Raw genomic sequence first — 24,430 nt, forward strand, 5'->3', positions numbered from 1 at the left:
TCACCCTGACGCCCATGCCCTCGTCCAAGACGCCTCCGTGGAAGAAGCCGAATCCGCGCGGTCAGCGCAGTCAGCCTTTGTCGCCTTCGCAGAAGGCGGCCGCGCGACAGCGGGCCGATGAGAACGGCCGTCCGTATCCGAACCTGATCGACAACATGTGGGCGGCGCGGCTGCCGCATGCGACGTCCTCCTACAGTTCGGACATCGACGAGGAATAGTCAGGGCGTCTGCGCTTGGATTGGGGCGTACATGGCGCGCGTTGTCGGAAGAATGTCGGAGTTCGCCAGTGCGGCAACCGGTCTGGTTGTCCTGGCGCGTGCGATTGATGAATGCCGATACACCGGAGCTCGGATGCACCCTTGGCCTGCGCCGGGCGATGCCCATACCGTGCCGTGCCGGCACTGGGCCGGTCATCGCATCCAGGTACGGGTATGACTCCGCAAGAACAGCAGCTTCTCGAAGACTTCCTGGCGCGCCTGCGCAGCGCCGGCGGGGTGGCCAAAGATCCGCAGGCCGACGCGTTGATCCACGCGCGCCTGGCGGATCAACCCGATGCCGCGTATCTGCTGGTGCAGCGCACCCTGCTGCTGGAGCACGCGCTGGAGGCCGCCAAGGCGCAGATCGCGCAGTTGCAGCAGCAGGCCGCGCCGCCACCGCCGCCGGCCAGCTTCCTGGGCCAGGGCTTCAATGCGGCGCCGCCGCCGTTGCCCCCGGCGCCCGCCGCCACAGGCGTCGCGGGCGCCGGTGCGCCCGGCTGGCGCGAGCGCTGGTTCGGGGGTGGCGCTGCGGCCGCGGAGCCGACGCCGGCACCGGCCGCCGCGCGTGGCCCCAGCTTCCTCAGCACCGCGGCCACCACGGCGGCCGGTGTGGCCGGCGGCATGTTCCTGTTCGAGGGCGTGGAAAGCCTGCTGGGCGGCCACCACGGCGGCGGCCTGTTCGGTGGCGGCGCGCCGCAGGAGACGGTGGTCGAGAACATCACCAACAACTACTACGACGACACGCCGCAGCAGGACATGGGCCAGGACTTCCAGGACGACGGCGACTTCGGCAACGACAACTGGGTCTAAGACGCACCAGCCTGCAGGGTGCGTCGTCATTTAGTTGCACATACCATCTAGCTGACAGACACTTTTATTTGCGTTTCAAAGAGTTGACAGCACCGATGGCGAGCGCCAGACTGCGATCTGCGAAGCAGATCGCAGTCTGGCGCTCGCCATCGGTAGCGCAAAAATCAATTCTTTATCTATTCAAGAATTGCGTTTGATTCGAGCCTGCAAGCCTGCTTTGGCCGCAGAAGCAACTGTTCTCAGTCGCTGACTGGCTTGACTATTAATTCATAAATCTATTCAATGTCGGCATGAGCGATGACCGGCTACGCGATCTTGTTGCCCTCTTGCGCAGCGAAAAGGTCGTGACGGCGGCCCGCATCGGCGATGTGCTGCAGATCAGTCAACCGACGGTATCGCGCCTGTTGGCCAGTGCTGGCGAGCAGGTGCTGCGGATCGGCAAAGCTCGGGCGACACGCTATGTGCTCACCCGGTCGCTGGGCCGGGCGGGCCATCGTTGGCCGTTGTTCCGCATCGATTCGCGCGGTCGTGCCGAAACGCTCGGTCATCTGCACGCCATGCACGGTGATGGCTACCTGTTCGTTCCACAGGTCACCTGCCCCGCGCTGATCCATGGCGACTTTGCCAGTGGACTGTTTCCAGGGCTGCCGTGGTTTCTGGACGACCAGCGTCCGCAGGGCTTCCTTGGTCGGGCCTTCGCGAGGCGCGTGGCTGAGGACATCGGTGCGCCGCAGGACTTGCAACGTTGGCAGCCTGACGATGTGGTGCTGGCTCTGTTGCGGCACGGCGACGATCAACCGGGCGATTTGGTGCTGGGCGAGTTTGCATTGCAGCGCGCACAGCAGGCTGCGCTGCAACCAGTGGATGTGATACCGCAGGCGGAGCGGCGTGGTCTGTATCCGCAGCATGCCGAGCAGGCGTTGCTGGGCGAGGCGGTGGGCTCGTCGGCGGGAGGCGAACAACCGAAGTTCACCGCAATCCTGCACACGGAAGGCGGCTACACGGCGGTCATCGTCAAGTTCAGCGAGCGTGCCGGCACGCCGGCCGCGCAGCGTTGGAGCGACCTGCTGCGGTGTGAACACCTGGCCAGCGACGTCTTGCGTGCGCACGGTATCGCCGCCGCCGAGAGCGAACTCCTCGAGAGCGACGGTCGCGTGTTCCTGCAATCGACGCGCTTCGACCGTACGCCTGTGCTGGGACGGCGCGGCTTCGTCTCGCTGGCCGCGGTGGATGCGGCCTACTTCGGCCATGGGCGCATCGACTGGTGGTCGTTCGCACCGCAACTGCAGCGCGAAGGCTGGCTGAGCGACGCAGATGCGCAGCGCCTGCGCGTGTGCGGTTGGTTCGGCGCACTGATCGGCAACAACGACATGCATCTGGGCAACGCTGGCCTGATGCTGGACGATGCCTTGCCGCTGGCCTTGGCACCGATCTACGACATGCTGCCGATGGCGTTTCGGCCCGCGGCCAGCGGCGAGGTGGTAGAGCGCGCCTATGTGGTGCCGTTGCCGACACCGGACCAGCGCGACGACTGGCGCGCAGCGGCCGGCATGGCGGTGCCGTTCTGGGAGCGTGTCATCGAGGACGTGCATGTGTCCGCGGCATTCCACAGCATTGCGCGGGATGCCCTGACGCAGTTGACCCGCGCCGTATCGCGGATCGGTTGAGCGCTTTCGCGCAGCGTTAAATCACCCGACACATCGCCCTCACGCGGGCCGGACACGCCGCAGGGGAAGCTGCCGCGACTTCCCCCACGAGGCCTTGCCCATGACTGCTACCAACGCACGCGTCCGTCTGCATGTCGAAGATACCGGCGGTGCCGGTCGTCCGGTGATCCTGATCCATGGCTGGCCGCTGTCGGCCGAGGCGTGGAAGGACCAGGTCGGGCCGCTGCAGCAGGCGGGCTACCGGGTCATCGCCTACGACCGCCGCGGCTTCGGCCGTTCGGAGAAGCCGGCCGACGGCTACGAGTACGACACCCTGGCCGACGACCTGGCTGGCATCATCGAAGACAAGCAGCTGCGCGATGCGGTGCTGGTCGGGTTCTCGATGGGCGGTGGCGAGGTGGCGCGCTACGTGGCGAAGCATGGCACCGGGAAGCTCGCCGGCGTGGTATTCGCCTCCGCGGTGCCGCCGTACATGCTCAAGACCGAGGACAACCCGGAAGGGCCGTTGAGCAAGGAGCAGGCGCAGGAGATGGAGCAGGGGCTGAAGACCTCGCGCGAGACCTTCTTCGACGACTTCACCCGCGGCTTCTTCAGCGCCCACGGCACGCTGAAGGTCAGCGAGGCGCAGCGCCAGGAAGCGATCGCGCTGTGCCTGCAGAGCGACCAGACCGCGGCGCTCGGCTGCATGCAAGCGTTCGGCACCACCGATTTCCGCGAGGACATCAAGAAGGTCGACGTGCCGACCCTGGTGCTGCACGGCGATGCCGACGCCACGGTGCCATACGAAGGCTCCGGCCAGCGCACGCACCGCGCCATCGCGGGCAGCGACGTGGTGTTGCTGAAGGATGCGCCGCATGGCTGCAACACCAGTCATGCCGAGGAGTTCAATCAGGCCTTGCTGGCGTTCCTGGCCAAGCTGGGCTGATCGCGAGGCCTGGCACCGGTTGCGTTTCGCGGTGCGGTCGCGCAAGGCGCAGCACCGCTTCGACGAGAGAAGCAAACGCTTAAAAAACAGACCCGCGGCAGCAATCAACTGCCGCGGGTCGATCCGGCCGACTCAGGCCATCGCGCCGGTCACTCGCCGACCAGCGTAGCCACGCTCTGCGGGTCGACATAGACCACGGTCTGGCCCGAAGCGACGCTGTACTTGCCGCCGTAGCCGACGTTGAGGCTGGACGAGGTGCTGTACTTGGTGAACGCGGTGGCGCTGCCGACGGGCACGCGCACGGTGATCTGCCGATGCTGGGTGCCGGTGTTGACCGCCACCAGGACCAGCTTGCCGCCCTGGGTCTTGTAGGCGCTGACCGCGACGTCGCTATACGGCGCGGCGGTGGCGCCGATGCGCACCGAACCCGGGCGCACGAAGCGCGCGTATTGCGACATCACGTAGCCGCGCTTGCTCACCGTGCCGTTCTCGGCGATCAGCCCGTAGCTGCGGCGGATGTACCACCAGATGTAGCCGCTGTAGTTGGCCAGCATGCTGTTGTGCAGTTCGCTGCCCACGCCGAGCGCGGACGGCCAGGCGTTGCCGTCGGTGTTGTCGGTGTAGTGCTCGGTCATCCACAGCTGCTTGCCCTTGCTGCGCGCCAGCGGGTAGTCCTTGGGCTGTACGCCATACAGGTGCCCGCCGATGATCGACAGGTACTGGGCGGCGCTGCTGTTGAGCACCGGGTCGGTCAGCGCGGTGTTGAAGCCCAGCGACTCGGCGGCGAGCAGCTTGAACTTGCCGAACTTCGCGCCCTGCGCGCTGATGAAATTGAGGAAGTCGGTGCCGTTCCAGTCGCCCGACTCGTAGTCCGGATGCCAGTCCGGCTCGTTTTGCAGCGACAGGGCGTAGATCGGCGCGCCCTTGCTGTCCATGTAGGCGGTGAAGTCCAGCAGGTGCTTGGCGTAGGCGTCGTAGTACTGCGGCAACAGCTTGCCGCCGTTGTTGAGGTTGTTGTTCGACTTCATGTAGGCCGGCGCCGACCACGGCGTGGCCAGCAGCACCGCGCCGTGCGCGCGGGCGCGTACCGCCGACGGCACCTGCTGGCTCCAGCCGGAGCTGGACGGATCGATGCGCATGCGCATGATCGACAGGCCGATCTGCCCGGTGTCGCTGCCGAACGCCAGGTCGACCTGGGCCGGGGTTAGGTCGGCGATCCAGCCGGCGCCGTTCATGCCGCCGAAGCCCTGGATGGTCTGGTGGACTTCGGACGGATTGACGGTGACGGTCTGCGCCAGGGCGGCGCCGGCCGAGAACAGCGTGGCGGCCGCGGCGAGCAAGGTGCCGAGCAAGCGGGGGGTCTTCATGATGTGTCCAACGGTGGGGGAGGCGTGACGCTAGCCAGCGCAGATGACCATTTCAATGTCGCCATCGTCCAAACCCGGCAAGTGAGACCGGTGGCGCAAGGCGAGCGCAACCGTGTCCTCAGTCCGCACGGCGCGCATGCCACGCCGGATGACGCGATGCAGCGCGGGTGCTTGCGCCGCTGCGCAGCGAGGAGACGCCTGCGGATTGTGCGCAGTTGCGCGTGCAAACGCCGCAAGATGCACAAGTGCGCGCGATGCAGAACTGCGCACAATGCAGGCGCCGGCAGGACGGAGGGGACATGCCGGCATCTCCTCTTGCGAAGGGTGTTGCGCATGCCATTGTTCCGTCTTCCGCAACGCTGCGGCGTTGCCCTGTTCGCTGCGATGCTGTCGCTCCTGCTCTGCCTGCCGATGCTGGCGCAGGCGCAGGCCACCCGCTATCGCGACGCCGCGCCGCTGCTGCTGGGCGTGGCCTGGTATCCGGAGCAATGGCCGGAGACGCAGTGGGAGCACGATCTGGCGCTGATGCAGGCGGCGCACGTGCGCGTGGTGCGGATCGGCGAGTTCGCCTGGAGCCGGATGGAACCGCGCGAGGGGCAGTACGACTTCGACTGGATGGATCGTGCCATCGCCGCCGCCGCGCGCCATGGCATGGTGGTGGTGCTGGGCACGCCGACCGCGGCGCCGCCGGCGTGGCTGACCCAGGCCTATCCGGACACCCTGCGGGTCAGCCAGGACGGTGTGCGCGACGAGCACGGCAACCGCCAGCAGTTCTCCTTCGCCAGCACCCGCTACCGGCGCTTCGCGCATGCCATCGCCGAGCAGATGGCGCAGCGCTACGGGCACAACCCGCACGTGGTCGGCTGGCAACTGGACAACGAGTACGCGCAGGCCTCGTTCGATCCCGAGGCCAAGGCGCAGTTCCATGCCTGGCTGCAGCACAAGTACGGCAACATCGAGGCGCTCAACCAGCGCTGGGCCACGGCGTACTGGAGCCAGACCTACAACGATTTCGCGCAGATCCCGGTGCGCGAGGACGAGGAGAACCCGGCGCTGTTGCTGGAGTGGAAGCGCTTCGTCAGCGACACCTGGACCGACTACTCGCGCAACCAGATCGACGCGATCCGCCCCCACGCCGATCCGCGCCAGTTCATCACCACCAACACCATGGGCTGGTTCGCCGGCTTCGATGCCTACACCGTGCACGGCGTGCTCGACATCGCCGCCTGGGACGACTACGTCGCCGGCGAGCGCTACGACTGGGTGGACAATGCCGCGCGCCACGATCTCACCCGCGGCTACAAGCAGCGCAACTACTGGGTGATGGAAACCCAGCCGGGCTTCGTCAACTGGCGCGCGACCAACGTGGCGCTGCGCAAGGGCCAGGTGCGGGCGATGGCGTGGCAGGCGGTGGCGCATGGCGCCGATGCGGTGTCGTACTGGCAGTGGCGGGCCGCGCCCAACGGGCAGGAGGAGTACCACGGCACCCTGGTCGGCACCGATGGTGAGCCGGTGCCGGTGTATGCGGAGATCCAGCAGGTCGGTGCCGAGTTCGCCAAGGCCGGGCCGGCGCTGGCCGGCACCACGCCGCAGGCGCAGGTGGCGCTGATCAACGACTTCGACAGCCGCTGGGCGATCGGCTTCCAGAAGCATGCGGCCGACTTCGATCCGGTCGTGCAGATGAAGAGCTTCTACCGTCCGCTGCGCCAGCAGGCGCAGGTGGTGGACGTGATCTCGGCGATGGCGCCGCTGGAGCGCTACAAGCTGGTGGTGGCGCCGGCGCTGAACGTGCTGACCGAGGCGCAGGCGCAGCGGCTGAAGGCCTATGTCGAACACGGCGGGCATCTGGTCCTGGGGCCGCGCAGCGGCATGAAGAACAGCGACAACGGCCTGCATCCGCAGCGCCAGCCCGGCCCGCTCGCGGCGTTGCTTGGCGGGCGCGTGGAGCAGTTCTATGCGCTGGACAAGCCGATCCCGCTGGTCGGCGCGGGCGCGGACGGCAGCACCAAGATCTGGGCCGAACAGTTGCAGGCCACCGCCGCCGACACCACTGCGCCGCTGCAGTACGGCTCCGCCAACGGGTGGCTGGACGGCGCGCCGGCCTTGCTGACCCGGCGCGTCGGCAAGGGCCGCATCAGCTATGTCGGCGGCTGGTTCGACGACGCCACCCTGGATCGTCTCACCGGCGGCTGGCTGCGCGATGCCGGGGTACAGGCGCCGCTGGCCGATGTGCCGGACGACGTGGAAGTGGGTGTGCGCAGCGACGGCGCGCGGCGTATCGTGGTGTTGATCAACCATGGCGCCGCTGCGCAAGCCGTGCGGCTGCCAGCGGCGATGCGTTCGCTGCTGGGGCCGACGCCGAGCGGCGACACGGTGCAGCTGGCGCCCGACGACGTGGCGGTGCTGGAGCAGCGTCGCTGAGGACTGCGGCGGTGCGCTGCGGCGCTCCGCTGGCGATGCTGTGACGGATCGATGCGGTTGGTGCGCACAGGCAGCGCCGACGTCGCCGCGTCGCGCCCGTGCGCCAAGCGCGAAGACACGCCCTACAATGCACCTGCCAGCGGGCGTCGCCGCCGCCATCGCGTCGCGGCCTCGTTCCCTCACTGGAGTCACGTGTGTCCTTGTCTTCTTCCCGTCCGTTGTCGCCGGTGGGCCGGCTGTTCGCCGCTGCCGCCGTGTTCGAAGGCCTGACCTGGGCCGGCCTGTTGCTCGGCATGCTGCTGAAGCACGGCACCCAGACCACCGAGCTGGGCGTGTGGCTGTTCGGCCGCCTGCATGGCGTGGCGTTCCTGCTGTACGTGGCCGCCAGCCTGATCGCAGCGCTGCGCCTGCGTTGGCCCTGGTGGGCGTGCGCACTGAGTTTGCTGGCGGCGCTGCCGCCGCTGGTCACGGTGCCGCTGGAAGTGTGGTTTCGGCGGATCGGCCTGCTCGGCGCGCCAGGGCAGCGCGCGGCGGGCTAGTGCTGGCGCTTCGGCGCAGGCGAGGGCGTCGCGGTGTGCCCTGCGGCGCGTTGTGCCGGCGTTCTCCGGCATCGCTCTAGACTGCAGCCCCCAGTGCAGGCGAGGAGGCCATGGGCAAACGCCAACGACGACCACCCCCGCCAATGCCGACACCCACGCGCCTGCAGCGGCTGGTCGCGCGTCTGGAACGGCCGGTGTTGGTGTTGATGGCGGCGGGCATGGTGGCGAGCGCCGCGATGAAGCTGTACCTGCTGGCGAAAGCGCTGCAGAGCGGCGTGTACATCGGCGTCCCGAGAGCCGGGCCGAAGCGGATCTATCTGCTGGCGACCGATCCAGGCCACTACTGGTTTTCGATCGCTTGGGACAGCTTGCTCTGCCTCGTGTTGCTGGCGCTGGCCATCGCCACGGGCTGGGCGCTGATGGCGTTGCGCAAGCCGAAGTAACGTTGGGCCGGCGGATCGCCGCGGCCATCACTTGGCCAGGCAACGCTGCCAACGCTCGGCCACGCGCTGCGCGAACCAGGCGGTGGTGAGCTTGCGGGTGATCTTCGGGCTTTCCAGGGCAATGCCCGGCAGCACGGCGCGTGGCAGCGGCCTGCCGGCATCGCGGTCGGCCAGCGCGAACACCTGGCGATACAGCGGGCTGTCGGCGAAATCCGCCTCATTGCCGCGCTGCAGTTCGCGGCGGATCGTGCGCGCGTCCATGCCCAACGGCGTGGCCAGGCTGCGTGCGGCGCGCTCGCTGGCACCGGGGGCGTCGAGGTTGGCGCCGGGCGTCAGCAGATCGCCATCGAGGGCGAGCGAGATGCCGCTGGCGCGCGCGAGCGCAGCCTGGAACGCGGCATTGCGGCTGGCGTACCAGCCGGTATTGAAGTCAGCGAAGCGGTACAGCATCGTCGCTTCGTTCGGGTAGCCGAGCAGGTGGCGGGTGCCGAACCAGATGCCGCCGCGGCGAGTGAACACCGCGTGGCGCACGCCGTCGCTCAGCGGATACGGATAGCCGTCGGTGTGCGCCTGCGCAAAGGCGATGCTCACCTGCATCGGCCCAGCCGTGTGCACCGGGTTGAGATCGCCGAACAGGCGCTGGCCCAACGGCACGCTGCCGGCGATGTCCTCGAAAATCGTGCTGAGATCCTGCTCGGTGCGCGCGGCAGCCAGGCGCTCGGCATAGCTGCGTCCATCCGGCCCGCGCAGCGTGAGCGCCGCATCCAGCGCGAACGCCGGCACATGCACCGCCGCTGCGCGCCGCTGCAGTTCTGCCCGGGCGATCTTGCCCAGGCCCGGCACCGGTGGGTTGGTCTGGTAGGTCGATTCCTGTTCGATCACCGCCAGCACCGCGCAGATGTTGTCGGCGTTGGTGGGCAGGTTCTGCGAAGCCAGGGCCACGTAGACGTCGTCGGCCCAGCCGCGGCGATCGGGCACCGTCGTCGGGATGCGCCGGGCAATGTCGGCCTTGACCTCGCTGGGCGTGCGCTCGGGCACGCGCGGCGCCTGCGTGGCGCAGGCGCCGAGCAAGGCGGCGCTGCACACGGCGAGCAGGCGGACGAAGACGTCGGTGGACATCGGTGCGGCGGTTCCAACGGAGTGGCGGTCGCCTGCATCCTACAGGTGTGCTGTCGGCACCGCGCCTACGTCGCCGGCGTCGATGCTGTGTGGTCGGAGATCGTTGCCGCTTGCGCGTCCGCGTCGAGCACATGGATGCCGAAGCCGCTGCGGCCGGGCGCGAACTCCTCCCGCAGCGTCAGCGCCGGAATCGCGTAGTCGCCGTGATTCTGCTTGCGAAAGGCGATCGGCGCGGCGCTGAACAACGCATCCAGGCGCTCGCCCAGGGCAGCACTGGTCTGCGCGAAACGCGCCGCATCCATGCGGCCGCTGCGGTAGACCACGAACGGCGGCAGCACGTCGAACCCGGGGTAATGCAGGATGCCGTGCTGGATCGGGAACAGCAGGTCGTCGATGGGCCCGTTGATGCCGCGCGGCGCGTAGTGCGATTCCCAGCCGCCGGTGGTGACGATCAGCATCGCGCGCTTGCCGGCCAGCGTGCCTTCGCCGTAGCGGTCGCCCCAGTGCGTGTCGGAGTGTTCGCCGACGCCGTAGGCGAAGCCGCAGGCATACACCCGGTCCACCCAGCCCTTGAGGATGGCCGGCATCGAGAACCACCACAGCGGGAACTGCAGGAGCAGTGCGTCGGCCCAGCGCAGCTTGTCCTGCTCGGCGGCGATGTCCGCGCGCTGGCGGCCGCTGGCGAAGGCGCGCTGCGAGTCGCGCGAAGGATCGAAGCGCGCTTCCGCGGCACCGTCCAGGCTGTCATGGGCGTCGACGGCGGTTTTCCACTCCATTGCGTACAGATCCGAGACCTGGACCTGGTGGCCGGCGTCCTGCAGGCGCTGCACCGCCACCTGCTTGAGCGCGCCATTGAGCGAGGTGGGTTCGGGATGGGCATGGACCAGCAGGACGTTCATGCGGGTTCTCGGTGAGGGAAGGTCTCCACGCTAGGCCGCGCTTCGCTATAGTGGAAATGAATTGCCTTGATAGTCGCTATTGCCATGGTTGATCTGCGGCGCCTGGATCTCAATCTGCTGCTGACCCTGGACACGTTGCTCGACACGCACAACGTGACCCGCGCCGCGGCGCGCCTGCATCTGTCGCAGCCATCGGTCAGCGTGCACCTGGCCAAGCTGCGCGAGGCACTGGGCGATCCGCTGCTGCTGCCGGGGCCGCGTGGCATGCGCCCCACTGCGCGCGCCGAAGCGCTGCGCACCCCGTTGCGCGAGGCCTTGCAGGCACTGCAGCAGGCGGTGGCGCCGGACGCGCCGTTCGATCCGGCACACGCGCAGACCTTGTGGCGGGTGGCGGCCAGCGACTACGGCGCCTCCACCGTGCTGCTGCCGGCGATTGACGCCTTGCGTCGGGTGGCGCCGGGTACCCAACTGGCGGTGCTGCAGTTGACGCCGTCGACGATCGCGCAGCAGGCCGAACAGGGCCAGATCGACCTGGCCCTGCACACCGTCGCCGATGCGCCGCCCGGCCTGCGCCGGCGCACGCTGTTCGCCGAGCGCTATGTGCTGGTCGGCCGCGCCGGCCATCCGCGATTGCGGCGGCGGCCGAGCCTGGCGCAGTTCTGCACGCTCGAACACGTCATCGTCTCGCCCGACGGCGGTGGTTTCAGCGGCGTCACCGATGCGGCCTTGCGCGCGCATGGCCTGCAGCGCCGGGTGGTGCTGTCGGTGCCGCACTTCCAGTTCGTGGTCGCCGCGCTCCAACGCAGCGACCTGGTGGCGATGCTGCCCGAGCGCCTGGTGCGAGACCAGCCCGGCCTGCGGGTGTGTGCGCCACCGCTGGAGCTGCCCGGCTACGACATGGCCATGCTCTGGCACGAGCGCGTGCATCGCGATCCAGCGCACCGCTGGTTGCGCGAGCACCTGCTGGCGTCGATCTGACGCGGTGCAGGCGATCTCGCCTCAGCGGCGCGTGGCCAGCACCCCGTCCAGCGCCAGTTGCGCGGCGAAGCCGGCCTTCTCCAGGCGCCTGGCCACCTCGCGCGGCACGTCGCGGCCGCTGGTGAGCTTGTTCGGCGTGCCCGTGTAGTGGAACAGCCGGCCGCCGCGGCGCAGCACCCGCGCGAGCTGGTCGTAGAAGGTTTGTGCGTAGAGTTCGCCGGCGATGCCGAAGCGCGGCGGATCGTGCAGGATCGCGTCCATCGACGCGTCGGCGATGCCGCCGATGGCGGCGCCGACATCGCCATGGGTCAGCTGCAGGCGGCCGTCGCTGGCGGCCGGATCCGGCGACCACGGATTGAGCGTGCGCAGCCACAGCACGTCGGCGTTCTTCTCGAACGAGTGCAGTTGCGCCACGCCGGCTTCCAGCGCGCAGGCGGCGAAATAGCCGAGGCCGCCGCAGGTATCCAGCACCTGCTTGCCGCGCGGTTCCACCAGCGCCACCTTGCGCCGCGCGTCCTCGAACGGCGACAGCTGCGCGCTGGGCAGCATCTTGATGCCGTCGATCTCGAAGGTCGGCGCGCCCCACTCGGTCGGCACCAGCTTGATCAGTGCGCCGCCGAAGCGCGACACCGCTTCGAACGCATCGCCATCCCAGTAATAGAGCGTGCGGTCCTTGAGCTTGCCTGGATACGGATACTCGCGTCCCTGCCACTGCCAGCGGTCGGCACCGAGCAGTGCCTGGCCCTGGCTGCGCTCCAGGTCGAGCGAACCGGACCAGGTGGTGGCGCCGGCATCGCGCGCGGCGAGCAGGGCGGCGGCGAGCGGACGGGTGAGCAGGGGGCCGGAATAGCGGGTCACGGGGGATCTGCCGGCGCCACGGCGCGGCACGGGGCTCGGATGCGGGAGCGCATCGTAACCGACGCGGCGCCGAGAGGGGATGACTGCGACGGGCAAGCGCCGCATTCGCCGTCGCTACGTGCAAAACGCATCGGCAGGATTGCGGCGCCGGACCAAAGCGCTACTCCGGAAGAAGCGCTTTGCTCTCCGGTGCAAATCCCGCCGGGACCGAGGTGCCGCGCCCTGCGCGAGCAACGCGGCAGCTTCGTCAATGCGCCATGCCACCGCGTGCCTGCGCAGGTTCCTGTTGCGGGGCCGGCTGCTGCAATGCTTGATCGCGCTGCTGATTCTGCGCATCCACCTGGCGGGTACTTTCCTGCAGCGTCGGCGCCTGTTCCAGATCGACACGCGCACGAAATCCTGGTGTGTTGCCGGCGACGAACGCAACCTTGTCCTGCACCGTGACCGTCTGCAGTTGCTGCGGGCCCTGAATGCCCTCTGCCTTGGCCGCCTGCAAGGTGTGCGCGACTTGCGCGTCGGTGGCGCGGGGCATGCGTTCGCGCAACGCGTTGAAGAACGGATGGTCGGCGTGCGTAGCTTCGGAGACCAGCGGCGAACGCTTGGCCTCGGCCAGGGCCGTCCGTGTGTCGCGTCCGACGACGGCATCGTCATCCAGGCCATGCGCGCGCTGGAACTCTTTCAGGGCATGGCGCGTATTGCGTCCGAAGTCGCCATCCGGCTTCAACGGCTTGCCGTCGGCGCCACGGTAGCCAAGTTCAGCCAACTGTTCCTGAAGTGCCCGGGTTTGCTGATTGCGCTCATCCCCACCCATGCTGGCCAACTGCTGCAGCGAGACCTTGCCGCTCTGGATGTCGGCGACCAGCTCGGGCGTGATGGTCTGGGCCCATTGGTTCGCGGCCTGCACGCGTTCGTTGGCACCGTTGTCGCCACCATTGATGATGCGGCCCGCTGCACGGGCGTTGTCGCGCAGGTTCTCCGGCACGCGATCCCGCCAGTAGGCCACCGCCAGATTGGCCGCCGTCTGCGGTTCGGCGGCCAGGTCCGGGTTCTTGGCGAGATCGACATTGAAGCGCTGGCCGTAGCGCTCGTAGTTGTCGCGGCCCGTGTACTGCAGATAGCCGCGGCCATGAAACCGCCAGCCGTCGCCGGGTTCGGTATTGCCGAGATCGGCGCGGTTTTCGTACATCACGGTGGCAATGCGCTGCGGATCGCGGCTGGCGACGGCGTCCTCCACCTGCTTGCGGGTGAAGCGGTCATCGGCCGAGGAGACCGCGGCGATCACGCTGTCGGCCGAGGTATAGCCCAGGTTCTCGTGCATGCGCCGAAAGTGGCCGGTTTCGACGGCGGCGTTTCCCATCAGGTTGGCCAGTTCCGTCGGCGAGGTGATGCCGGAATCGACCGCGGTCTTCAGCAGCAGTGCCGAGCTTTCGTTGAAACGGGGCATGGTTCTCTCCTTGGAATCGGATTACTGGACGACGGCGCGATGCTTGTCCATGGCGTCCTGCAGTTTTTCTGGATCGATCTGCGAGATCGGGGTCCATGCGAAGTCCGCCGGATAGCTGGCGGTTCCGCGGAAGACGTCCATCGCGCCGCTCTGCGGATTCTCTGCAGGTGCCGTGCTGCTCGCTTCCGCCAGATACCAGGCTTTCTTGCCCGGGTCGTATTTCAACGTGTAGGTGACATTGCTGCGGGTCTGCTGGTTGACGTAGACGATTTCCTGCGGCTTCAGGCTCAGGTTGTCGTCCAGGCGCTTCGCGTTGCGCGCCACATCGTTGTAGAGGCAGTCGACCGCTTGCGGGCTACGGTCGGCCACGTTCCATGCCGCATTCGCCTGTTGCAGGACCAACAGCTCGCAGGTATTGCCTGACGCATCGGCATTGGCGTGGCGGACGATGGCGACGGCATCGGTCCCGCCGTTGCCGGTCAGGTCGTGCTGTTTGAAGGCGAGGATCTGGTCTCCCGGCTTGAGCAAGGGTTGCAGGGATGCCTCCCCTGAAAGCGACGCCGCCGGCGAAGCGGGCGCCTTGGTGGTCGCTGGAGCAGGGGAGGGCGAGTCCGTGCCGCCGTTGGCGGCGTGGTCGGCCGGTGTGGTTTGCGCGGACGGCTGGCAGCCGATCAGGCTTGCCGCAAGGAGGAAAGGCAGACAACGTGGCAGTGATGGCATCGGGCGGTCTCTGGCTGCATGCAACGGACGCGTTGCGATTGGGTTCAAGGCAGCAGGGAGGCCGACGAGGCGGTCTTGGATTCGCGTCGTCCTGACACGGAGGCAACTCCCGCTCCCTGGATGCAACCGCGGGCGCACCCTTGGTTGCGCTGAGGCTTATAGCAACGCATTGCTTAAGAATTTGTTGTGTCTTGGGCGGTTCGCGCGGTCGCTGCTTCCGTTCCCCCCGCATAATGGGCGCTAGTTCCCGTGTGCCCGGTATGGGCCGTCGTTCGATCGCAAGAGGCTCATGATGCTCAAGGGTGTGCTGCTCGGTTTCGCCTGTTACGCCGCCTATTCGATCAGCGATGCCTTCGTGAAGGGGTTGGAAGGGTCGCTGCCGGCCTACGAGGTGGTGTTCTTCGGTGCGCTGTTGATGCTCGCCGCGCTGCCGTTCCTGAAGAAGCCGGGCGATCGCTGGCGCGAGGTGGTGGTGGCGCAGCGGCCGAGCATCTGGCTGCTGCGCGCGTTCACCGGCGCGGCCGGCAATCTGTCCGCGGTCACGGCCTTCACCTTGCTGCCGATGGCCGAGGCGTTCGCGCTGATCTTCCTGATGCCGATCTTCGTCACCGTGCTGTCGGTGCTGCTGCTCAAGGAAGAAGTGCGCTGGCGGCGCTGGCTGGCGGTGATCGTCGGCTTCATCGGCGTGCTGGTGGTGCTGCGGCCGGGCTTCCGGCACCTGGGCCAGGGCCATGTCGCGGCGATCGTCTGCGGGCTGGTGGGCGCGGTGTCGGTGATCAGCCTGCGCATGGCCGGGCCCGGCGAGAAGCGCCTGACCCTGTACGGTGCCGGCGTGCTCGGTCCGTTGCTGATGGGTGGCCTGCTGATGCTGCCGACCTTCGTCTGGCCGACCTGGCAGCAGTGGATCCTGCTGGCCGGCTACGGCCTGCTCGCCGGTCTGGCCGCGATCTTCATGATGTACGCCTCGCGGTCGGCACCGATCAGCGCGGTGGCGCCTACCCAGTACAGCCAGATGCTGTGGGCGATCGGCTTCGGCTACTGGCTGTTCCACGATCACCTGGACTGGCCGATGGCGGTGGGCATCGCGCTGATCCTGGGCGCCGGGCTGTTCACCCTGGTGCGCGAAGAGAAGGTCACGCGGTGGTGGCGGCGCACCAAATTGGTGTGAGCGCAGCCGCCTGAGCCGATCTCGGTCGCCGCACCGGCGCCGATCAGGAAATCGCCGATACGGCCGCGCACGCAGCGCGGCGATGCTGCCGGCTCACGGACGAGGCAGGGCAGCGGCGCGTGGCGGCGAGGGAGCGCAGCGGTCGCCGCGCCATCGGACTTTCCTTATCAAGATCGGAGAACGGCATGACGAACAATGCGATGGGGCAGTTGCTCGACGCCGCCGCCCATGCGGGCGCGGCGGGCGTGCGGGTGGTGGCGGGCGTGGTCGGCGCGGACGGTGCGGTGCGCAACGGCGCGGGGTACACGGTGGCGCACGTGAGCACCGGCCACTACCTGGTGAGCTTCCAGCCGCCGTTCCAGGCGCTGGACGGCGTCTCGGTCACCCAGATCTATCCGGGCGACGGCAGCACCTGCGACAACGCGGTGATCATCCGCCTGGACGCGGGCCAGGTGCTGCTGAAGACCGGCGATGGCGGCGGCAACCAGTCCGACCGCGATTTCAGCTTCGTCGCGATCGGGCAGGGCGGCGCGCTGGCCTGAGTCGGCGGCACCGGGCGTCCCGGCGGCCTGCGGCGGCGTCCGCACCGCCGTGGCCGCCACCCATGGCACGCGTGGCTGGCGCGCGCTGCCGCCATCTTCTATGTTTGCAGGCTAATCCCTCGCGATGGCCTGCGCCCATGACCGATCCGTCCGCCCAGCCCGACCACCTGCAGCGCAGCCTCTCCAACCGCCACCTGCAGTTGATCGCGATCGGCGGGGCGATCGGCACCGGCCTGTTCATGGGCTCGGGCAAGACCATCAGCCTGGCCGGGCCGTCGATCCTGTTCGTGTACCTGATCATCGGCGTGATGCTGTTCTTCGTGATGCGCGCGATGGGCGAGCTGCTGCTGTCGAACCTGGAGTACAAGTCGTTTATCGACTTCTCCACCGATCTGCTGGGGCCGTGGGCCGGGTTCTTCTGCGGCTGGACCTACTGGTTCTGCTGGATCATCACCGCCATCGCCGACGTGATCGCGATCGCCGCCTACGCGCAGTTCTGGTTCCCGACGCTAGCGCCATGGATCCCGGCGATGCTGTGCGTGCTGTTGCTGCTGGGGCTGAACCTGGTGACGGTGAAGCTGTTCGGCGAAATGGAATTCTGGTTCGCGCTGATCAAGATCGTGGCGATCTGCGCGCTGATCCTCACCGGCGCCGGCCTGGTCGCCTGGGGCTTCCAGTCGCCGTCCGGGCACGTGGCCTCGCTGGCCAACCTGTGGAACGACGGCGGCATGTTCCCGATGGGGCTGGGCGGCTTCTTCGCCGGCTTCCAGATCGCGGTGTTCGCCTTCGTCGGCATCGAGCTGGTCGGCACTACCGCCGCCGAGACCGCCGACCCGCGCCGCAACCTGCCTAAGGCGATCAACTCGATCCCGGTGCGCATCCTGGTGTTCTACGTGCTGGCGCTGGTCGCGATCATGGCGGTGACGCCGTGGCGCGAGGTGGTACCGGGCAAGAGTCCGTTCGTGGAGCTGTTCGTGCTGGCCGGCGTGCCGGCCGCGGCCAGCTTGATCAACTTCGTGGTGCTGACCTCGGCCACCTCCTCGGCCAACAGCGGCATCTTCTCCACCAGCCGCATGCTCTACGGCCTGGCCGAGGAGCGCCACGCGCCGCGCGGCTTCGCCCGGCTCTCGCGCGCGGCGGTGCCGGCGCGCGGGCTGCTGTTCTCCTGCGCCTGCCTGCTCGGCGGCACCGTGCTGATGTACCTGATCCCGAACCTGGTCACCGCCTTCACCCTGGTCACCACGCTGGCCGCGGTGCTGTTCATGTTCGTCTGGTCGCTGATCCTGTGCGCCTACATCGCCTACCGGCGCAAGCGCCCGCAGCTGCACGCGGCCTCCGCGTTCAAGATGCCCGGCGGTGTGGTCATGTGCTACGTGTGCCTGGCGTTCTTCGCCTTCGTGCTGGCGCTGCTGACCCTGCAGGCCGATACCCGCCAGGCGCTGTTCGCCAGCCCGGTGTGGTTCCTGCTGCTGGGCGTGGGCTACGCGTTGAAGCGGCGCAGTGCCTGAACCGGTGCGCGCGGCGGGCGTTGACGCTCCGCGCGCGCTGACGGATGCTCGCGGCCTTTCCTGCGCGAGCCAGTCCCGATGATCACCATCCATCGCCTCGGCGGCACCTCCGACACGCCGGTGTGCTGGGTGGACCTGTGCCGGCCGAGCGAGGCGGACCTGGCCGAGGTCGACCAGAAGGTGGGCTTCGCGGTGCCGACGCGTGCGGCCATCGGCGAGATCGAGTTCAGCAGCCGGGTGCGGGTGGAGGGCGAGGTGCTGTTCCTCAACGTGCCGCGCTACCAGGACGAGGATGGTCCGACCGCGCCGCTCGGGTTCGCGGTGTCGCCGCGGGTGCTGGTGACCCAGCGCGAGCAGCCGATGGCCTCGCTGGACGCAGTGGCCGCGCAACTGCAGCACAGCCCCTGCCGCAGCAGCGACGACCTGCTGCTGCGCCTGCTCGATCAATTGGTCGGGCGCCTGGCCGATCGCCTGGAGGCGCTGGAAGCGCAGATCACCGAGACCACGCGGGTGGCGTTCGACCGGCCGCACGCGCGGCACAAGTCGCGGCACCTGGAGCGGATGCTGCACGACGTCGGCGACATGGGCCGGCGCCTGGGCGGCATGCACAACGCCGGCCACGGCCTGCTGCGCCTGGCCACCTATCTGGATGACGCCGCGCCGGACTGGTTCGGCGAGGACGCGGCCAAGCGCATCGGCCTGCTGCACAAGGACCTGGTCACGCTGAGCGAGTTCGAGCAGCAGTTGAACGACCGCATCGAGTTCCTGCTCGACAGCGTGCTGGGCATGATCAACGTCGACCAGAACAACGTGATGAAGGTGATGGCGGTGGCCTCGGTGGTGGGTATCCCGCCGACGGTGCTGGTCGGCATCTGGGGTATGAACTTCGCGCACATGCCCGAGCTGAAATGGCACGACGCCTACTACTGGGCGCTGGGCGTGATCGCGCTGAGCATGCTGTTGCCGTTGGCCTGGTTCCGCCGCCGCGGCTGGGTCTGAGCCGGCCGCGCGCAACGCTTGCAGCATGGGATCACGCGGCGAGGCTGTCGGCCTCGCCGGCATGCTCCTCCGTGCCGCTTTCCTCGCCGCTGACGTGCTGTACCGCGGCGATGTCCCACGACACCGTGTCCGGATCGATCAGGGCGTGGATCGCCGCGCCCTGCAGTTCGCGCATCAGCCGCCGCGCCGACGCGGTGCCGTGCGCGACGCTGTCCCACAGCACCATGTCGACCACGCTGCCGTCGCGGCGGCGGGCGATGCGCCGCGAGCGGAAGCCAGGCTGGCGCTCCAGCCAGGCATCGACTTCGGCATTGGCGCGCAGGAAGGTGCGCCAGGTGCAGTCCAGCAGGCGGAAAGTGGCGATTTCCAGGGCTTCGGTATGGGGATGCATCGGTCTCTCCTGCGGTCTGCATCGCCCGCATGGCACGCTGGCGGCGATGCGGCAGCGCGACGGGGGCATGGGGGAAGGGACAGGACCGTACGGTCGGAACAGGCGGGCGGGGGCGGGCGTTCCGGGACGGCGCCGGTGCGGGAACCGGCCGACACAGGATGCTGGCCCGCGCCGCGGGCGCGTTAGCGCGATCCAACGGAATTCTTGTACGATCCTGCAAGCCGCGTCGCGCCGTGGTCCGTGCCGGCGCAGCATCGTGCAAGCTTGCCTTCCTCCTTTCGCACGCTACGGCGCCCTTGCCGATGACCGCGCTCGCCCACCGCTACCAGGAAATGGCCGCCCTGGTTGCCCGATTGGCCACGCCCGATGGCGACCACGACACCGCCATCGAGGGCTTCTTCTGTTCCTACCGCTCCGCGCCGTCGCCGAAGACGCATACCGCGCAATGGCCCGTCTTCGCGCTGGTGCTGCAGGGCGAGAAGTGCCTGACCCTGGGCAACGAGGAGTACCGCTACGGCGTGGGCACCTTTCTGCTGGTGACGCTGGATCTGCCGGTGGTCTCGCGCATCACCCAGGCCAGCCCGGAGCAGCCGCTGCTGGGCGTGGGCATGTCGATCCGGCCGGACCGGCTGCGCGAGTTGCTCGAGCGCATTCCGTTGCCACCGCAGGTGGGCGCCGAGCGCCCGCGTGGGGTCTCGGTCAACACCGCCTGCCCGGACCTGCTGGACGCGACGCTGCGCATGCTGCGGCTGCTGGAACGCCCGGCCGACATCGCCGCGATGGCGCCGCTGATCGAGCAGGAGATCCTGTATCGCCTGCTGGTCGGGCCGTGCGGGCCGAACCTGCTGCGCATCGCCCAGGAGGACAGCCCGAGCAACCGCATCGCCAAGGCCATCGCCTGGCTGCGCCAGCACTACGCCGAACCGCTGCGGATCGAGGACCTGGCGCGCCAGGTCAACATGAGCGTGTCCTCCCTGCATCACCATTTCAGCGCGGTCACGGCGATGACGCCGCTGCAGTACCAGAAGCAATTGCGCCTGCGCGAGGCGCGGCGGCTGATGGTGGTCGAGCGCATGGACGTGGGCGCGGCCGGCTACCGCGTCGGCTACCAGAGCCCGTCGCAGTTCAGTCGCGAATACAGCCGGCTGTACGGACGCTCGCCGCGCAGCGACCTGGCCGAGCAGCTGGGCCTGGCCGGCTGAGCGGTGCTGATACTGCGCGGGCTGCCTTGCGCATATGACGTGCTGCTGCTTGATCGACGACAGCGCATTTCGCATCAATTCGAAGCGTGTCCTGTAGGCGCGGCTTCAGCCGCGACGGGCTTTACCGGGAACGCTTCGTCGCGGCTGAAGCCGCTCCTACGGAGAAAGCTGCATCCGGCGTGCGTGTCGTGGGATCAGATGATGCGAGGGGCGCTGCAGACAGCGCGGCCTCTTGCGACGGCGCCCGTGCAGGACCGCTGCAGTCCTGCACGGGCGGCACGCACTACTGCAGTTGCTTGAGCCGCGCGACGATCTCCTGCGCGTGGCGCTCGATCAGGCCTTCGGAGGTGCCCCAGGCGGTGCTGTTGGTCGATTCCACGTCGAACTGCGCGGCGGTCTTGCCGTTGGCATCGGCGACGGTGACGCGGCTCTTGATCTTGTCGCGCCCGGCCATGATGCCGGCCCAGAAGCGCGCGCCGTTGCTGCGCATGTAGTAGTGGTCGATGACGATGGTCATCTTGCGCGCATTGGCCTGGCCCTGCGCGCCGTGCAGGTGCGCCGCGTCCAGTTGCGTGTCGAGCTGGCGGCGGAACATGGCCAGGCTGTCGGCGTCGGTGTCGTCGTTGCCGGTGAGTTGGTACCAGTAGGTTTCGGCGGTGGTCGCCTTGTAGCTCTGGTGCACCACGCTGTTGGTCGCGCATCCGGCGGCCAGCAACATCACGCTCACCAGCGCGAGCGTTTTCCATTGCAGTTTCATGCTCTCTCCTTGTTGAATCCCCATGCCGAGGCGAACGCCGCCGGCCGCGGCAGCATAGCGGCTGCGCGCGGGCAGGCGGGAGGCCTAGCGCGTCGTCTCCGGATCGCCCAGCCACGCGGCCACGATCCGCGCATAGGCGCCGCTGGCCTTGCTCAGGTGCAGCCACTGGTCGACGTAGGCCTTCCAGGCCATGTCGTCGCGCGGCAGCAGGAACGCCTTTTCGCTGTACTGCAGCGGCTGCTCCGGCGCCACTGCGCACAGGCCGGGCACCTGGCGCTGCTGGAAGCGCGCTTCGGAGGCATCGGTGATCATCACGTCGGCGCGGCCCTCGCGCAGGTCGCGGAAGATGGCGGGGTTGTCGTCGGACAGGCGCAACTGCGCATGCGGCAGCTCGCGGCGGGCGAACGCCTCGTTGGTGCCGCCGCGCGGTTCGATCACCCGCACCTCGGGACGATCGATCTGGGCGATGGTGCGGTAGCGCGTGCGGTCGGCGCAGCGCACCAGCGGGATCTTGCCGTCGACCTCCAGCACCGCACTGAACCAGGCCTGGCGCTGCCGCGGCAGCGACACCGAGATGCCGCCGACGGCGATATCGCAGCGGTCGGCCAGCAGGTCCGGCAGCAGGGTCGGCCAGCGCGTGGGCACCCACTGCAGCTTGACCTCCAGGCTGTCGGCCAGCGATTGCGCCAGGGCGATGTCGATGCCTTCGTAGGTGCCGTCGCTGCGCAGGCGGCTGTAGGGCGCGTAGTCGCCGGTGGTGCACACGCGCAGCACGCCGCGTTGCAGGACGCTGTCCAGGTGCGAGGGGGCGGCGTGCGCGGGCAGCGCCAGTACGGCGCCGAGCAGGCCGGCGGCCAGGCGTCGGATCATGCGGTTCTCCTGCGGCAGGGTGGGCGGCGGTGCCCGTTGGCTGTACGCCGGCTGTCGCGCCGGCGGTGCGCGTCACCTTAGCCGTTTTGCGCATGCGCCGACGCAATCCCTGACGCGACAAGGCCTTGCGTGCACCGGGCGGGCGCCGGTGACGCCATGTTGTCGCGCGCCGCGCGTGGCGGCACGCACCGGCAACGGAACTCGCGGCACGCTGTACCGGTCCGTCCCCCACATTCGCCTTCGCCGCCTGCCCATGGATCCTCGACCGTCGTGACCCCCCTTCCTGCGCAAGACCGATGGCTGCATCTGTGGGCGGCACTGGCGACGGCGATGATCCTGGCCTTGCTGGGACGCCTGCTGTGGGGCACGCCGTCGGCCCCGCCGCGTGCCGTGGCGGAGGACGCGCTGCGCCTGGTGTTCCTGCCGCGGCAGACCGCGCAGCGCGTTCCGGACCCGCCGAAGGTGTCCACGCGCGCGCCGGCCGTGGCTACGCGCATGCCGGCCGGGACACGGCCGCCGCGCGGTGCGGCCGCGCCGCCGTCTTCGCCCTCGCAGCCGCCGACCGCGCCCGCCGCGGCCGCGACCAGCATGGCGGCGACGCTGTACACCGGCGATGGCCATCCGCGCCTGCCGGATGGCGTGGCGGTGGATCCGTTCGCGCAGGCGCAGGGCACGCCGCCTGGAACACTCAATCCGCGTGACGTGGCCAAGTCCAAGCGTCTGCTCGAACGACCCAACCCGATCGACTACCGGTCGACCCGTTTCGACAAGGACTGGGCCAGCGATGGCACCCTCGGCGACGTCGCCGTGCAGGGCATCGACCGGGCGATCAAGCAGCTGTTGCCCAAGAACACCCATCAGTCGGCGGTGGCGCGGCCGCCGCCGGATGTGCGGTTCAACCCGGCGCTGCACGAGCGCGCCAGCGACCTCGGCAGCGAGGCCACCGGCGATGCCTACAAGGCCGCGCCGATCGCCTTCGAAAAGGTGCCCGGGTTGGATGGCGAAGCCAGCCGGCGGATTCGCCAGGCCCTGGCCGACCTGCAGCAACGCCGCGGCGCCTGCCCGGCGGCGCAGCGCGCGCGCCTGCTGGCGCCCGTGCAGCAGCACCTGGATGCGCTGCTGCAGGTGGAAACCGCCATGGCCAAGGGCGCCGACCCGATCCGCGCACAGCAACTGCTGCCGCGCGAGGCCGACAGCGCCTACGACCTGGCACGGCGCGCGCTGTGGTACGCCGATCAGAAGCTGGCGGCGTGTGCGCCGTAGCTGGGTAATTTGACCTTGGCAGCCGTCGGGACTGAAGTCCCTCCCACAGTGCACCCAGCCAGCGTGTTGCGGACTGCCGTAGGAGCGGCTTCAGCCGCGACGGCGTTGCAGGGAAGCTTTGGTCGCGGCTGAAGCCGCTCCTACGTGTCTGCGCCCCTCGGGTTGTCAGAGGTGCCCTTCGGCCGCGCAAGCGGAGGATGCGGTCTATTCGGCCTTGGATGCAGTCGGGACTGAAGTCCCTCCTACAGTGCACCCAGCCAGCGTGTTGCGGATTGCCGTAGGAGCGGCTTCAGCCGCGATGGCGTCGCAGGGAAGCTTTGGTCGCGGCTGAAGCCGCTCCTACGAGGAAGGGAGCTGTCGGCAGCGTACCGAACCCGCCATCACTTGCCTCGACGCGTGCTGCGCGATGATGCGCGCCCATCCCGTCCGAGCGTGTCGCCGATGCCGTTTGCCCGTGCCGTGCTGTGCCTGCTGCTGTGCTGTGGCGTCGTCGCCGACGCGGCAGCGCGCACGGTGTACCGCTGCGTGCGCGACGGCACGGTCAGCCTGGCCACGGCACCGGAACCGGGTTCGCGCTGCACCCCCAAGGAACTGGGCGATGCGGCGATCGCCACGCCCAATCTGTGGGGCAACCTCGGCGTGTTCAGCGGCACCCTGTACGAGCGCGAGCAGGACGGGCAATTGGTCTACTCCACGCGCAACCTGCCGGGCTCGCGCCCGTACCTGCGCTTTACCGCGATCACGCCGCCGGGAGAGGTGGCGCATCCCGGATTAGGCAAGGTCGGGGCGCCGCAACTGCACGCGCATGCCAAGCAGTTCCGCGCCGCGGCGCGCGCCACCGGGGTCGACGAGCCGTGGCTGCGCGCGATCGCGCATGCCGAGAGCGGCTTCGATGCCACCGCGGTCTCGCCCAAGGGCGCGCAGGGGGTGATGCAACTGTTGCCCGAGGTCGCCAGGGAGTACGGCGTGCGCGATCCGTTCGCGGCCGACCAGTCCATCGCCGGCGGCGCCCGCTACATGCGTGCGTTGCTGCGCCGCTACGCCGGCGATCGGGTGCTGGCCGCGGCGGCCTACAACGCCGGCATCGGCACGGTGGCGCGCTACGGCGGCGTACCGCCGTACGCGGAGACCCGCGAGTACATCGACAAGGTGATGGCGCTGTACCAGCGCTACCGCATCGCGATGGGGATGGCCGTGGAGACGCCCGCGCAATAGCGGCGGCGCCCACCGTCGGCGTCGCCGGGGGCGCAGGCGGACGCGGCGTGGCCGCGGTGCCGCCCGCG

Annotated in this window: 24 protein-coding genes; 15 read left to right on the forward strand and 9 right to left on the reverse strand. The window is 68.8% G+C overall.

Annotation, left to right across the window (positions count from 1 at the left end; all coding sequences use genetic code 11):
• Nucleotides 1-14: 14 nt before the first annotated feature.
• The 4 genes from PIQ37_RS14245 (at nt 15) to PIQ37_RS14260 (ending at nt 3,659) form a co-directional block, all read left to right on the forward strand.
• Nucleotides 15-218, forward strand: coding sequence for a hypothetical protein (locus PIQ37_RS14245; protein ID WP_342073946.1), 204 nt, complete (start codon nt 15-17; stop codon nt 216-218).
• 213 nt (nt 219-431) lie between these two features.
• Nucleotides 432-1,067 (forward strand): DUF2076 family protein, encoded by a 636-nt coding sequence (locus tag PIQ37_RS14250; protein ID WP_342073947.1) that lies wholly within the window; start codon nt 432-434, stop codon nt 1,065-1,067.
• A gap of 290 nt (nt 1,068-1,357) precedes the next feature.
• A complete protein-coding gene (gene yjjJ, locus PIQ37_RS14255) occupies nt 1,358-2,734 on the forward strand; it encodes a type II toxin-antitoxin system HipA family toxin YjjJ (RefSeq protein ID WP_342073948.1) in 1,377 nt (458 codons plus the stop codon).
• Nucleotides 2,735-2,834: 100 nt separating this feature from the next.
• Nucleotides 2,835-3,659 carry an alpha/beta fold hydrolase gene (locus tag PIQ37_RS14260; RefSeq protein WP_342073949.1) on the forward strand — a complete coding sequence of 275 codons (825 nt, stop codon included), beginning with the start codon at nt 2,835-2,837 and terminating at the stop codon, nt 3,657-3,659.
• A 149-nt stretch (nt 3,660-3,808) separates the two neighbouring features.
• On the opposite strand, the gene PIQ37_RS14265 is transcribed toward PIQ37_RS14260, so the two are convergent.
• On the reverse strand, nt 3,809-5,029 hold the full coding sequence (locus PIQ37_RS14265; RefSeq protein WP_407136594.1) for a glycoside hydrolase family 30 beta sandwich domain-containing protein: 1,221 nt from the start codon (nt 5,027-5,029) through the stop codon (nt 3,809-3,811).
• 330 nt (nt 5,030-5,359) lie between these two features.
• Between PIQ37_RS14265 and PIQ37_RS14270 the strand changes: the two genes are divergently transcribed.
• The 3 genes from PIQ37_RS14270 to PIQ37_RS14280 all read left to right on the forward strand — a co-directional run bounded on the left by PIQ37_RS14270 (nt 5,360) and on the right by PIQ37_RS14280 (nt 8,429).
• Nucleotides 5,360-7,447, forward strand: coding sequence for a beta-galactosidase (locus tag PIQ37_RS14270; protein ID WP_342073951.1), 2,088 nt, complete (start codon nt 5,360-5,362; stop codon nt 7,445-7,447).
• Between the two features lie 200 nt (nt 7,448-7,647).
• Nucleotides 7,648-7,986 (forward strand): DUF3817 domain-containing protein, encoded by a 339-nt coding sequence (locus tag PIQ37_RS14275; RefSeq protein ID WP_342073952.1) that lies wholly within the window; start codon nt 7,648-7,650, stop codon nt 7,984-7,986.
• Nucleotides 7,987-8,096: 110 nt separating this feature from the next.
• Complete coding sequence (locus PIQ37_RS14280; RefSeq protein ID WP_342073953.1) at nt 8,097-8,429, forward strand: hypothetical protein; 333 nt, start codon at nt 8,097-8,099, stop codon at nt 8,427-8,429.
• Between the two features lie 27 nt (nt 8,430-8,456).
• Here PIQ37_RS14280 and PIQ37_RS14285 read toward each other — a convergent pair whose 3' ends face one another.
• The gene (locus PIQ37_RS14285) at nt 8,457-9,548 is read right to left on the reverse strand and encodes a DUF1615 domain-containing protein (RefSeq protein ID WP_342073954.1); all 1,092 of its coding nucleotides are present in this window, start codon (nt 9,546-9,548) and stop codon (nt 8,457-8,459) included.
• 65 nt (nt 9,549-9,613) lie between these two features.
• Entirely contained in the window at nt 9,614-10,447 is an 834-nt protein-coding gene (locus PIQ37_RS14290; protein WP_342073955.1) for an NAD(P)H-dependent oxidoreductase, read from the reverse strand.
• Nucleotides 10,448-10,531: 84 nt separating this feature from the next.
• On the opposite strand from PIQ37_RS14290, the gene PIQ37_RS14295 reads away from it, so the two are divergent.
• Nucleotides 10,532-11,425 carry a LysR family transcriptional regulator gene (locus PIQ37_RS14295; protein WP_342073956.1) on the forward strand — a complete coding sequence of 298 codons (894 nt, stop codon included), beginning with the start codon at nt 10,532-10,534 and terminating at the stop codon, nt 11,423-11,425.
• 21 nt (nt 11,426-11,446) lie between these two features.
• Here PIQ37_RS14295 and PIQ37_RS14300 read toward each other — a convergent pair whose 3' ends face one another.
• The 3 genes from PIQ37_RS14300 to PIQ37_RS14310 all read right to left on the reverse strand — a co-directional run bounded on the left by PIQ37_RS14300 (nt 11,447) and on the right by PIQ37_RS14310 (nt 14,447).
• Nucleotides 11,447-12,283, reverse strand: a complete 837-nt coding sequence (locus PIQ37_RS14300; RefSeq protein WP_342073957.1) for a class I SAM-dependent methyltransferase — start codon at nt 12,281-12,283, stop codon at nt 11,447-11,449.
• A 247-nt stretch (nt 12,284-12,530) separates the two neighbouring features.
• Complete coding sequence (locus tag PIQ37_RS14305) at nt 12,531-13,727, reverse strand: peptidoglycan-binding protein (RefSeq protein WP_342073958.1); 1,197 nt, start codon at nt 13,725-13,727, stop codon at nt 12,531-12,533.
• A 21-nt stretch (nt 13,728-13,748) separates the two neighbouring features.
• Nucleotides 13,749-14,447 carry a hypothetical protein gene (locus tag PIQ37_RS14310; protein ID WP_342073959.1) on the reverse strand — a complete coding sequence of 233 codons (699 nt, stop codon included), beginning with the start codon at nt 14,445-14,447 and terminating at the stop codon, nt 13,749-13,751.
• A 292-nt stretch (nt 14,448-14,739) separates the two neighbouring features.
• Between PIQ37_RS14310 and PIQ37_RS14315 the strand changes: the two genes are divergently transcribed.
• The 4 genes from PIQ37_RS14315 to PIQ37_RS14330 all read left to right on the forward strand — a co-directional run bounded on the left by PIQ37_RS14315 (nt 14,740) and on the right by PIQ37_RS14330 (nt 18,664).
• Nucleotides 14,740-15,615, forward strand: a complete 876-nt coding sequence (locus PIQ37_RS14315; protein WP_026143535.1) for a DMT family transporter — start codon at nt 14,740-14,742, stop codon at nt 15,613-15,615.
• 185 nt (nt 15,616-15,800) lie between these two features.
• On the forward strand, nt 15,801-16,157 hold the full coding sequence (locus PIQ37_RS14320) for a hypothetical protein (protein WP_152237325.1): 357 nt from the start codon (nt 15,801-15,803) through the stop codon (nt 16,155-16,157).
• A 137-nt stretch (nt 16,158-16,294) separates the two neighbouring features.
• Nucleotides 16,295-17,665, forward strand: coding sequence for a D-serine/D-alanine/glycine transporter (gene cycA / locus PIQ37_RS14325; protein WP_010340292.1), 1,371 nt, complete (start codon nt 16,295-16,297; stop codon nt 17,663-17,665).
• A gap of 78 nt (nt 17,666-17,743) precedes the next feature.
• On the forward strand, nt 17,744-18,664 hold the full coding sequence (locus PIQ37_RS14330; protein ID WP_342073960.1) for a CorA family divalent cation transporter: 921 nt from the start codon (nt 17,744-17,746) through the stop codon (nt 18,662-18,664).
• A 31-nt stretch (nt 18,665-18,695) separates the two neighbouring features.
• On the opposite strand, the gene PIQ37_RS14335 is transcribed toward PIQ37_RS14330, so the two are convergent.
• Entirely contained in the window at nt 18,696-19,055 is a 360-nt protein-coding gene (locus tag PIQ37_RS14335; protein ID WP_342073961.1) for a hypothetical protein, read from the reverse strand.
• A 302-nt stretch (nt 19,056-19,357) separates the two neighbouring features.
• Here PIQ37_RS14335 and PIQ37_RS14340 point away from each other — a divergent pair, with 302 nt between their 5' ends.
• The gene (locus PIQ37_RS14340) at nt 19,358-20,257 is read left to right on the forward strand and encodes an AraC family transcriptional regulator (RefSeq protein ID WP_342073962.1); all 900 of its coding nucleotides are present in this window, start codon (nt 19,358-19,360) and stop codon (nt 20,255-20,257) included.
• 283 nt (nt 20,258-20,540) lie between these two features.
• Here PIQ37_RS14340 and PIQ37_RS14345 read toward each other — a convergent pair whose 3' ends face one another.
• Both PIQ37_RS14345 and PIQ37_RS14350 read right to left on the reverse strand, forming a co-directional pair.
• Nucleotides 20,541-21,014 carry a DUF4410 domain-containing protein gene (locus PIQ37_RS14345; RefSeq protein ID WP_342073963.1) on the reverse strand — a complete coding sequence of 158 codons (474 nt, stop codon included), beginning with the start codon at nt 21,012-21,014 and terminating at the stop codon, nt 20,541-20,543.
• Between the two features lie 84 nt (nt 21,015-21,098).
• Nucleotides 21,099-21,884: a transporter substrate-binding domain-containing protein gene (locus PIQ37_RS14350; RefSeq protein WP_342073964.1), complete on the reverse strand. Its 786-nt coding sequence runs from the start codon at nt 21,882-21,884 to the stop codon at nt 21,099-21,101.
• A 330-nt stretch (nt 21,885-22,214) separates the two neighbouring features.
• On the opposite strand from PIQ37_RS14350, the gene PIQ37_RS14355 reads away from it, so the two are divergent.
• A complete protein-coding gene (locus PIQ37_RS14355; RefSeq protein WP_407136595.1) occupies nt 22,215-23,147 on the forward strand; it encodes a hypothetical protein in 933 nt (310 codons plus the stop codon).
• A 441-nt stretch (nt 23,148-23,588) separates the two neighbouring features.
• Nucleotides 23,589-24,362, forward strand: coding sequence for a lytic transglycosylase domain-containing protein (locus PIQ37_RS14360; RefSeq protein WP_342073966.1), 774 nt, complete (start codon nt 23,589-23,591; stop codon nt 24,360-24,362).
• Nucleotides 24,363-24,430 lie beyond the last annotated feature (68 nt).

This window comes from Xanthomonas protegens, assembly GCF_038442435.1.
GTDB classification, from domain to species: Bacteria; Pseudomonadota; Gammaproteobacteria; order Xanthomonadales; family Xanthomonadaceae; genus Xanthomonas_A; species Xanthomonas_A sontii.

What these genes read in the sequence shown, in the direction of transcription:
- PIQ37_RS14245 (WP_342073946.1), top strand. Translation starts at nt 15, where the DNA reads ATGCCCTCGTCCAAGACGCCTCCGTGGAAGAAGCCGAATCCGCGCGGT.
- PIQ37_RS14250 (WP_342073947.1), top strand. Translation starts at nt 432, where the DNA reads ATGACTCCGCAAGAACAGCAGCTTCTCGAAGACTTCCTGGCGCGCCTG.
- yjjJ (WP_342073948.1), top strand. Translation starts at nt 1,358, where the DNA reads ATGAGCGATGACCGGCTACGCGATCTTGTTGCCCTCTTGCGCAGCGAA.
- PIQ37_RS14260 (WP_342073949.1), top strand. Translation starts at nt 2,835, where the DNA reads ATGACTGCTACCAACGCACGCGTCCGTCTGCATGTCGAAGATACCGGC.
- PIQ37_RS14270 (WP_342073951.1), top strand. Translation starts at nt 5,360, where the DNA reads ATGCCATTGTTCCGTCTTCCGCAACGCTGCGGCGTTGCCCTGTTCGCT.
- PIQ37_RS14280 (WP_342073953.1), top strand. Translation starts at nt 8,097, where the DNA reads ATGGGCAAACGCCAACGACGACCACCCCCGCCAATGCCGACACCCACG.
- PIQ37_RS14285 (WP_342073954.1), bottom strand. Translation starts at nt 9,548, where the DNA reads ATGTCCACCGACGTCTTCGTCCGCCTGCTCGCCGTGTGCAGCGCCGCC.
- PIQ37_RS14290 (WP_342073955.1), bottom strand. Translation starts at nt 10,447, where the DNA reads ATGAACGTCCTGCTGGTCCATGCCCATCCCGAACCCACCTCGCTCAAT.
- PIQ37_RS14295 (WP_342073956.1), top strand. Translation starts at nt 10,532, where the DNA reads ATGGTTGATCTGCGGCGCCTGGATCTCAATCTGCTGCTGACCCTGGAC.
- PIQ37_RS14305 (WP_342073958.1), bottom strand. Translation starts at nt 13,727, where the DNA reads ATGCCCCGTTTCAACGAAAGCTCGGCACTGCTGCTGAAGACCGCGGTC.
- PIQ37_RS14310 (WP_342073959.1), bottom strand. Translation starts at nt 14,447, where the DNA reads ATGCCATCACTGCCACGTTGTCTGCCTTTCCTCCTTGCGGCAAGCCTG.
- PIQ37_RS14315 (WP_026143535.1), top strand. Translation starts at nt 14,740, where the DNA reads ATGCTCAAGGGTGTGCTGCTCGGTTTCGCCTGTTACGCCGCCTATTCG.
- PIQ37_RS14320 (WP_152237325.1), top strand. Translation starts at nt 15,801, where the DNA reads ATGACGAACAATGCGATGGGGCAGTTGCTCGACGCCGCCGCCCATGCG.
- cycA (WP_010340292.1), top strand. Translation starts at nt 16,295, where the DNA reads ATGACCGATCCGTCCGCCCAGCCCGACCACCTGCAGCGCAGCCTCTCC.
- PIQ37_RS14330 (WP_342073960.1), top strand. Translation starts at nt 17,744, where the DNA reads ATGATCACCATCCATCGCCTCGGCGGCACCTCCGACACGCCGGTGTGC.
- PIQ37_RS14335 (WP_342073961.1), bottom strand. Translation starts at nt 19,055, where the DNA reads ATGCATCCCCATACCGAAGCCCTGGAAATCGCCACTTTCCGCCTGCTG.
- PIQ37_RS14340 (WP_342073962.1), top strand. Translation starts at nt 19,358, where the DNA reads ATGACCGCGCTCGCCCACCGCTACCAGGAAATGGCCGCCCTGGTTGCC.
- PIQ37_RS14345 (WP_342073963.1), bottom strand. Translation starts at nt 21,014, where the DNA reads ATGAAACTGCAATGGAAAACGCTCGCGCTGGTGAGCGTGATGTTGCTG.
- PIQ37_RS14350 (WP_342073964.1), bottom strand. Translation starts at nt 21,884, where the DNA reads ATGATCCGACGCCTGGCCGCCGGCCTGCTCGGCGCCGTACTGGCGCTG.
- PIQ37_RS14355 (WP_407136595.1), top strand. Translation starts at nt 22,215, where the DNA reads ATGATCCTGGCCTTGCTGGGACGCCTGCTGTGGGGCACGCCGTCGGCC.
- PIQ37_RS14360 (WP_342073966.1), top strand. Translation starts at nt 23,589, where the DNA reads ATGCCGTTTGCCCGTGCCGTGCTGTGCCTGCTGCTGTGCTGTGGCGTC.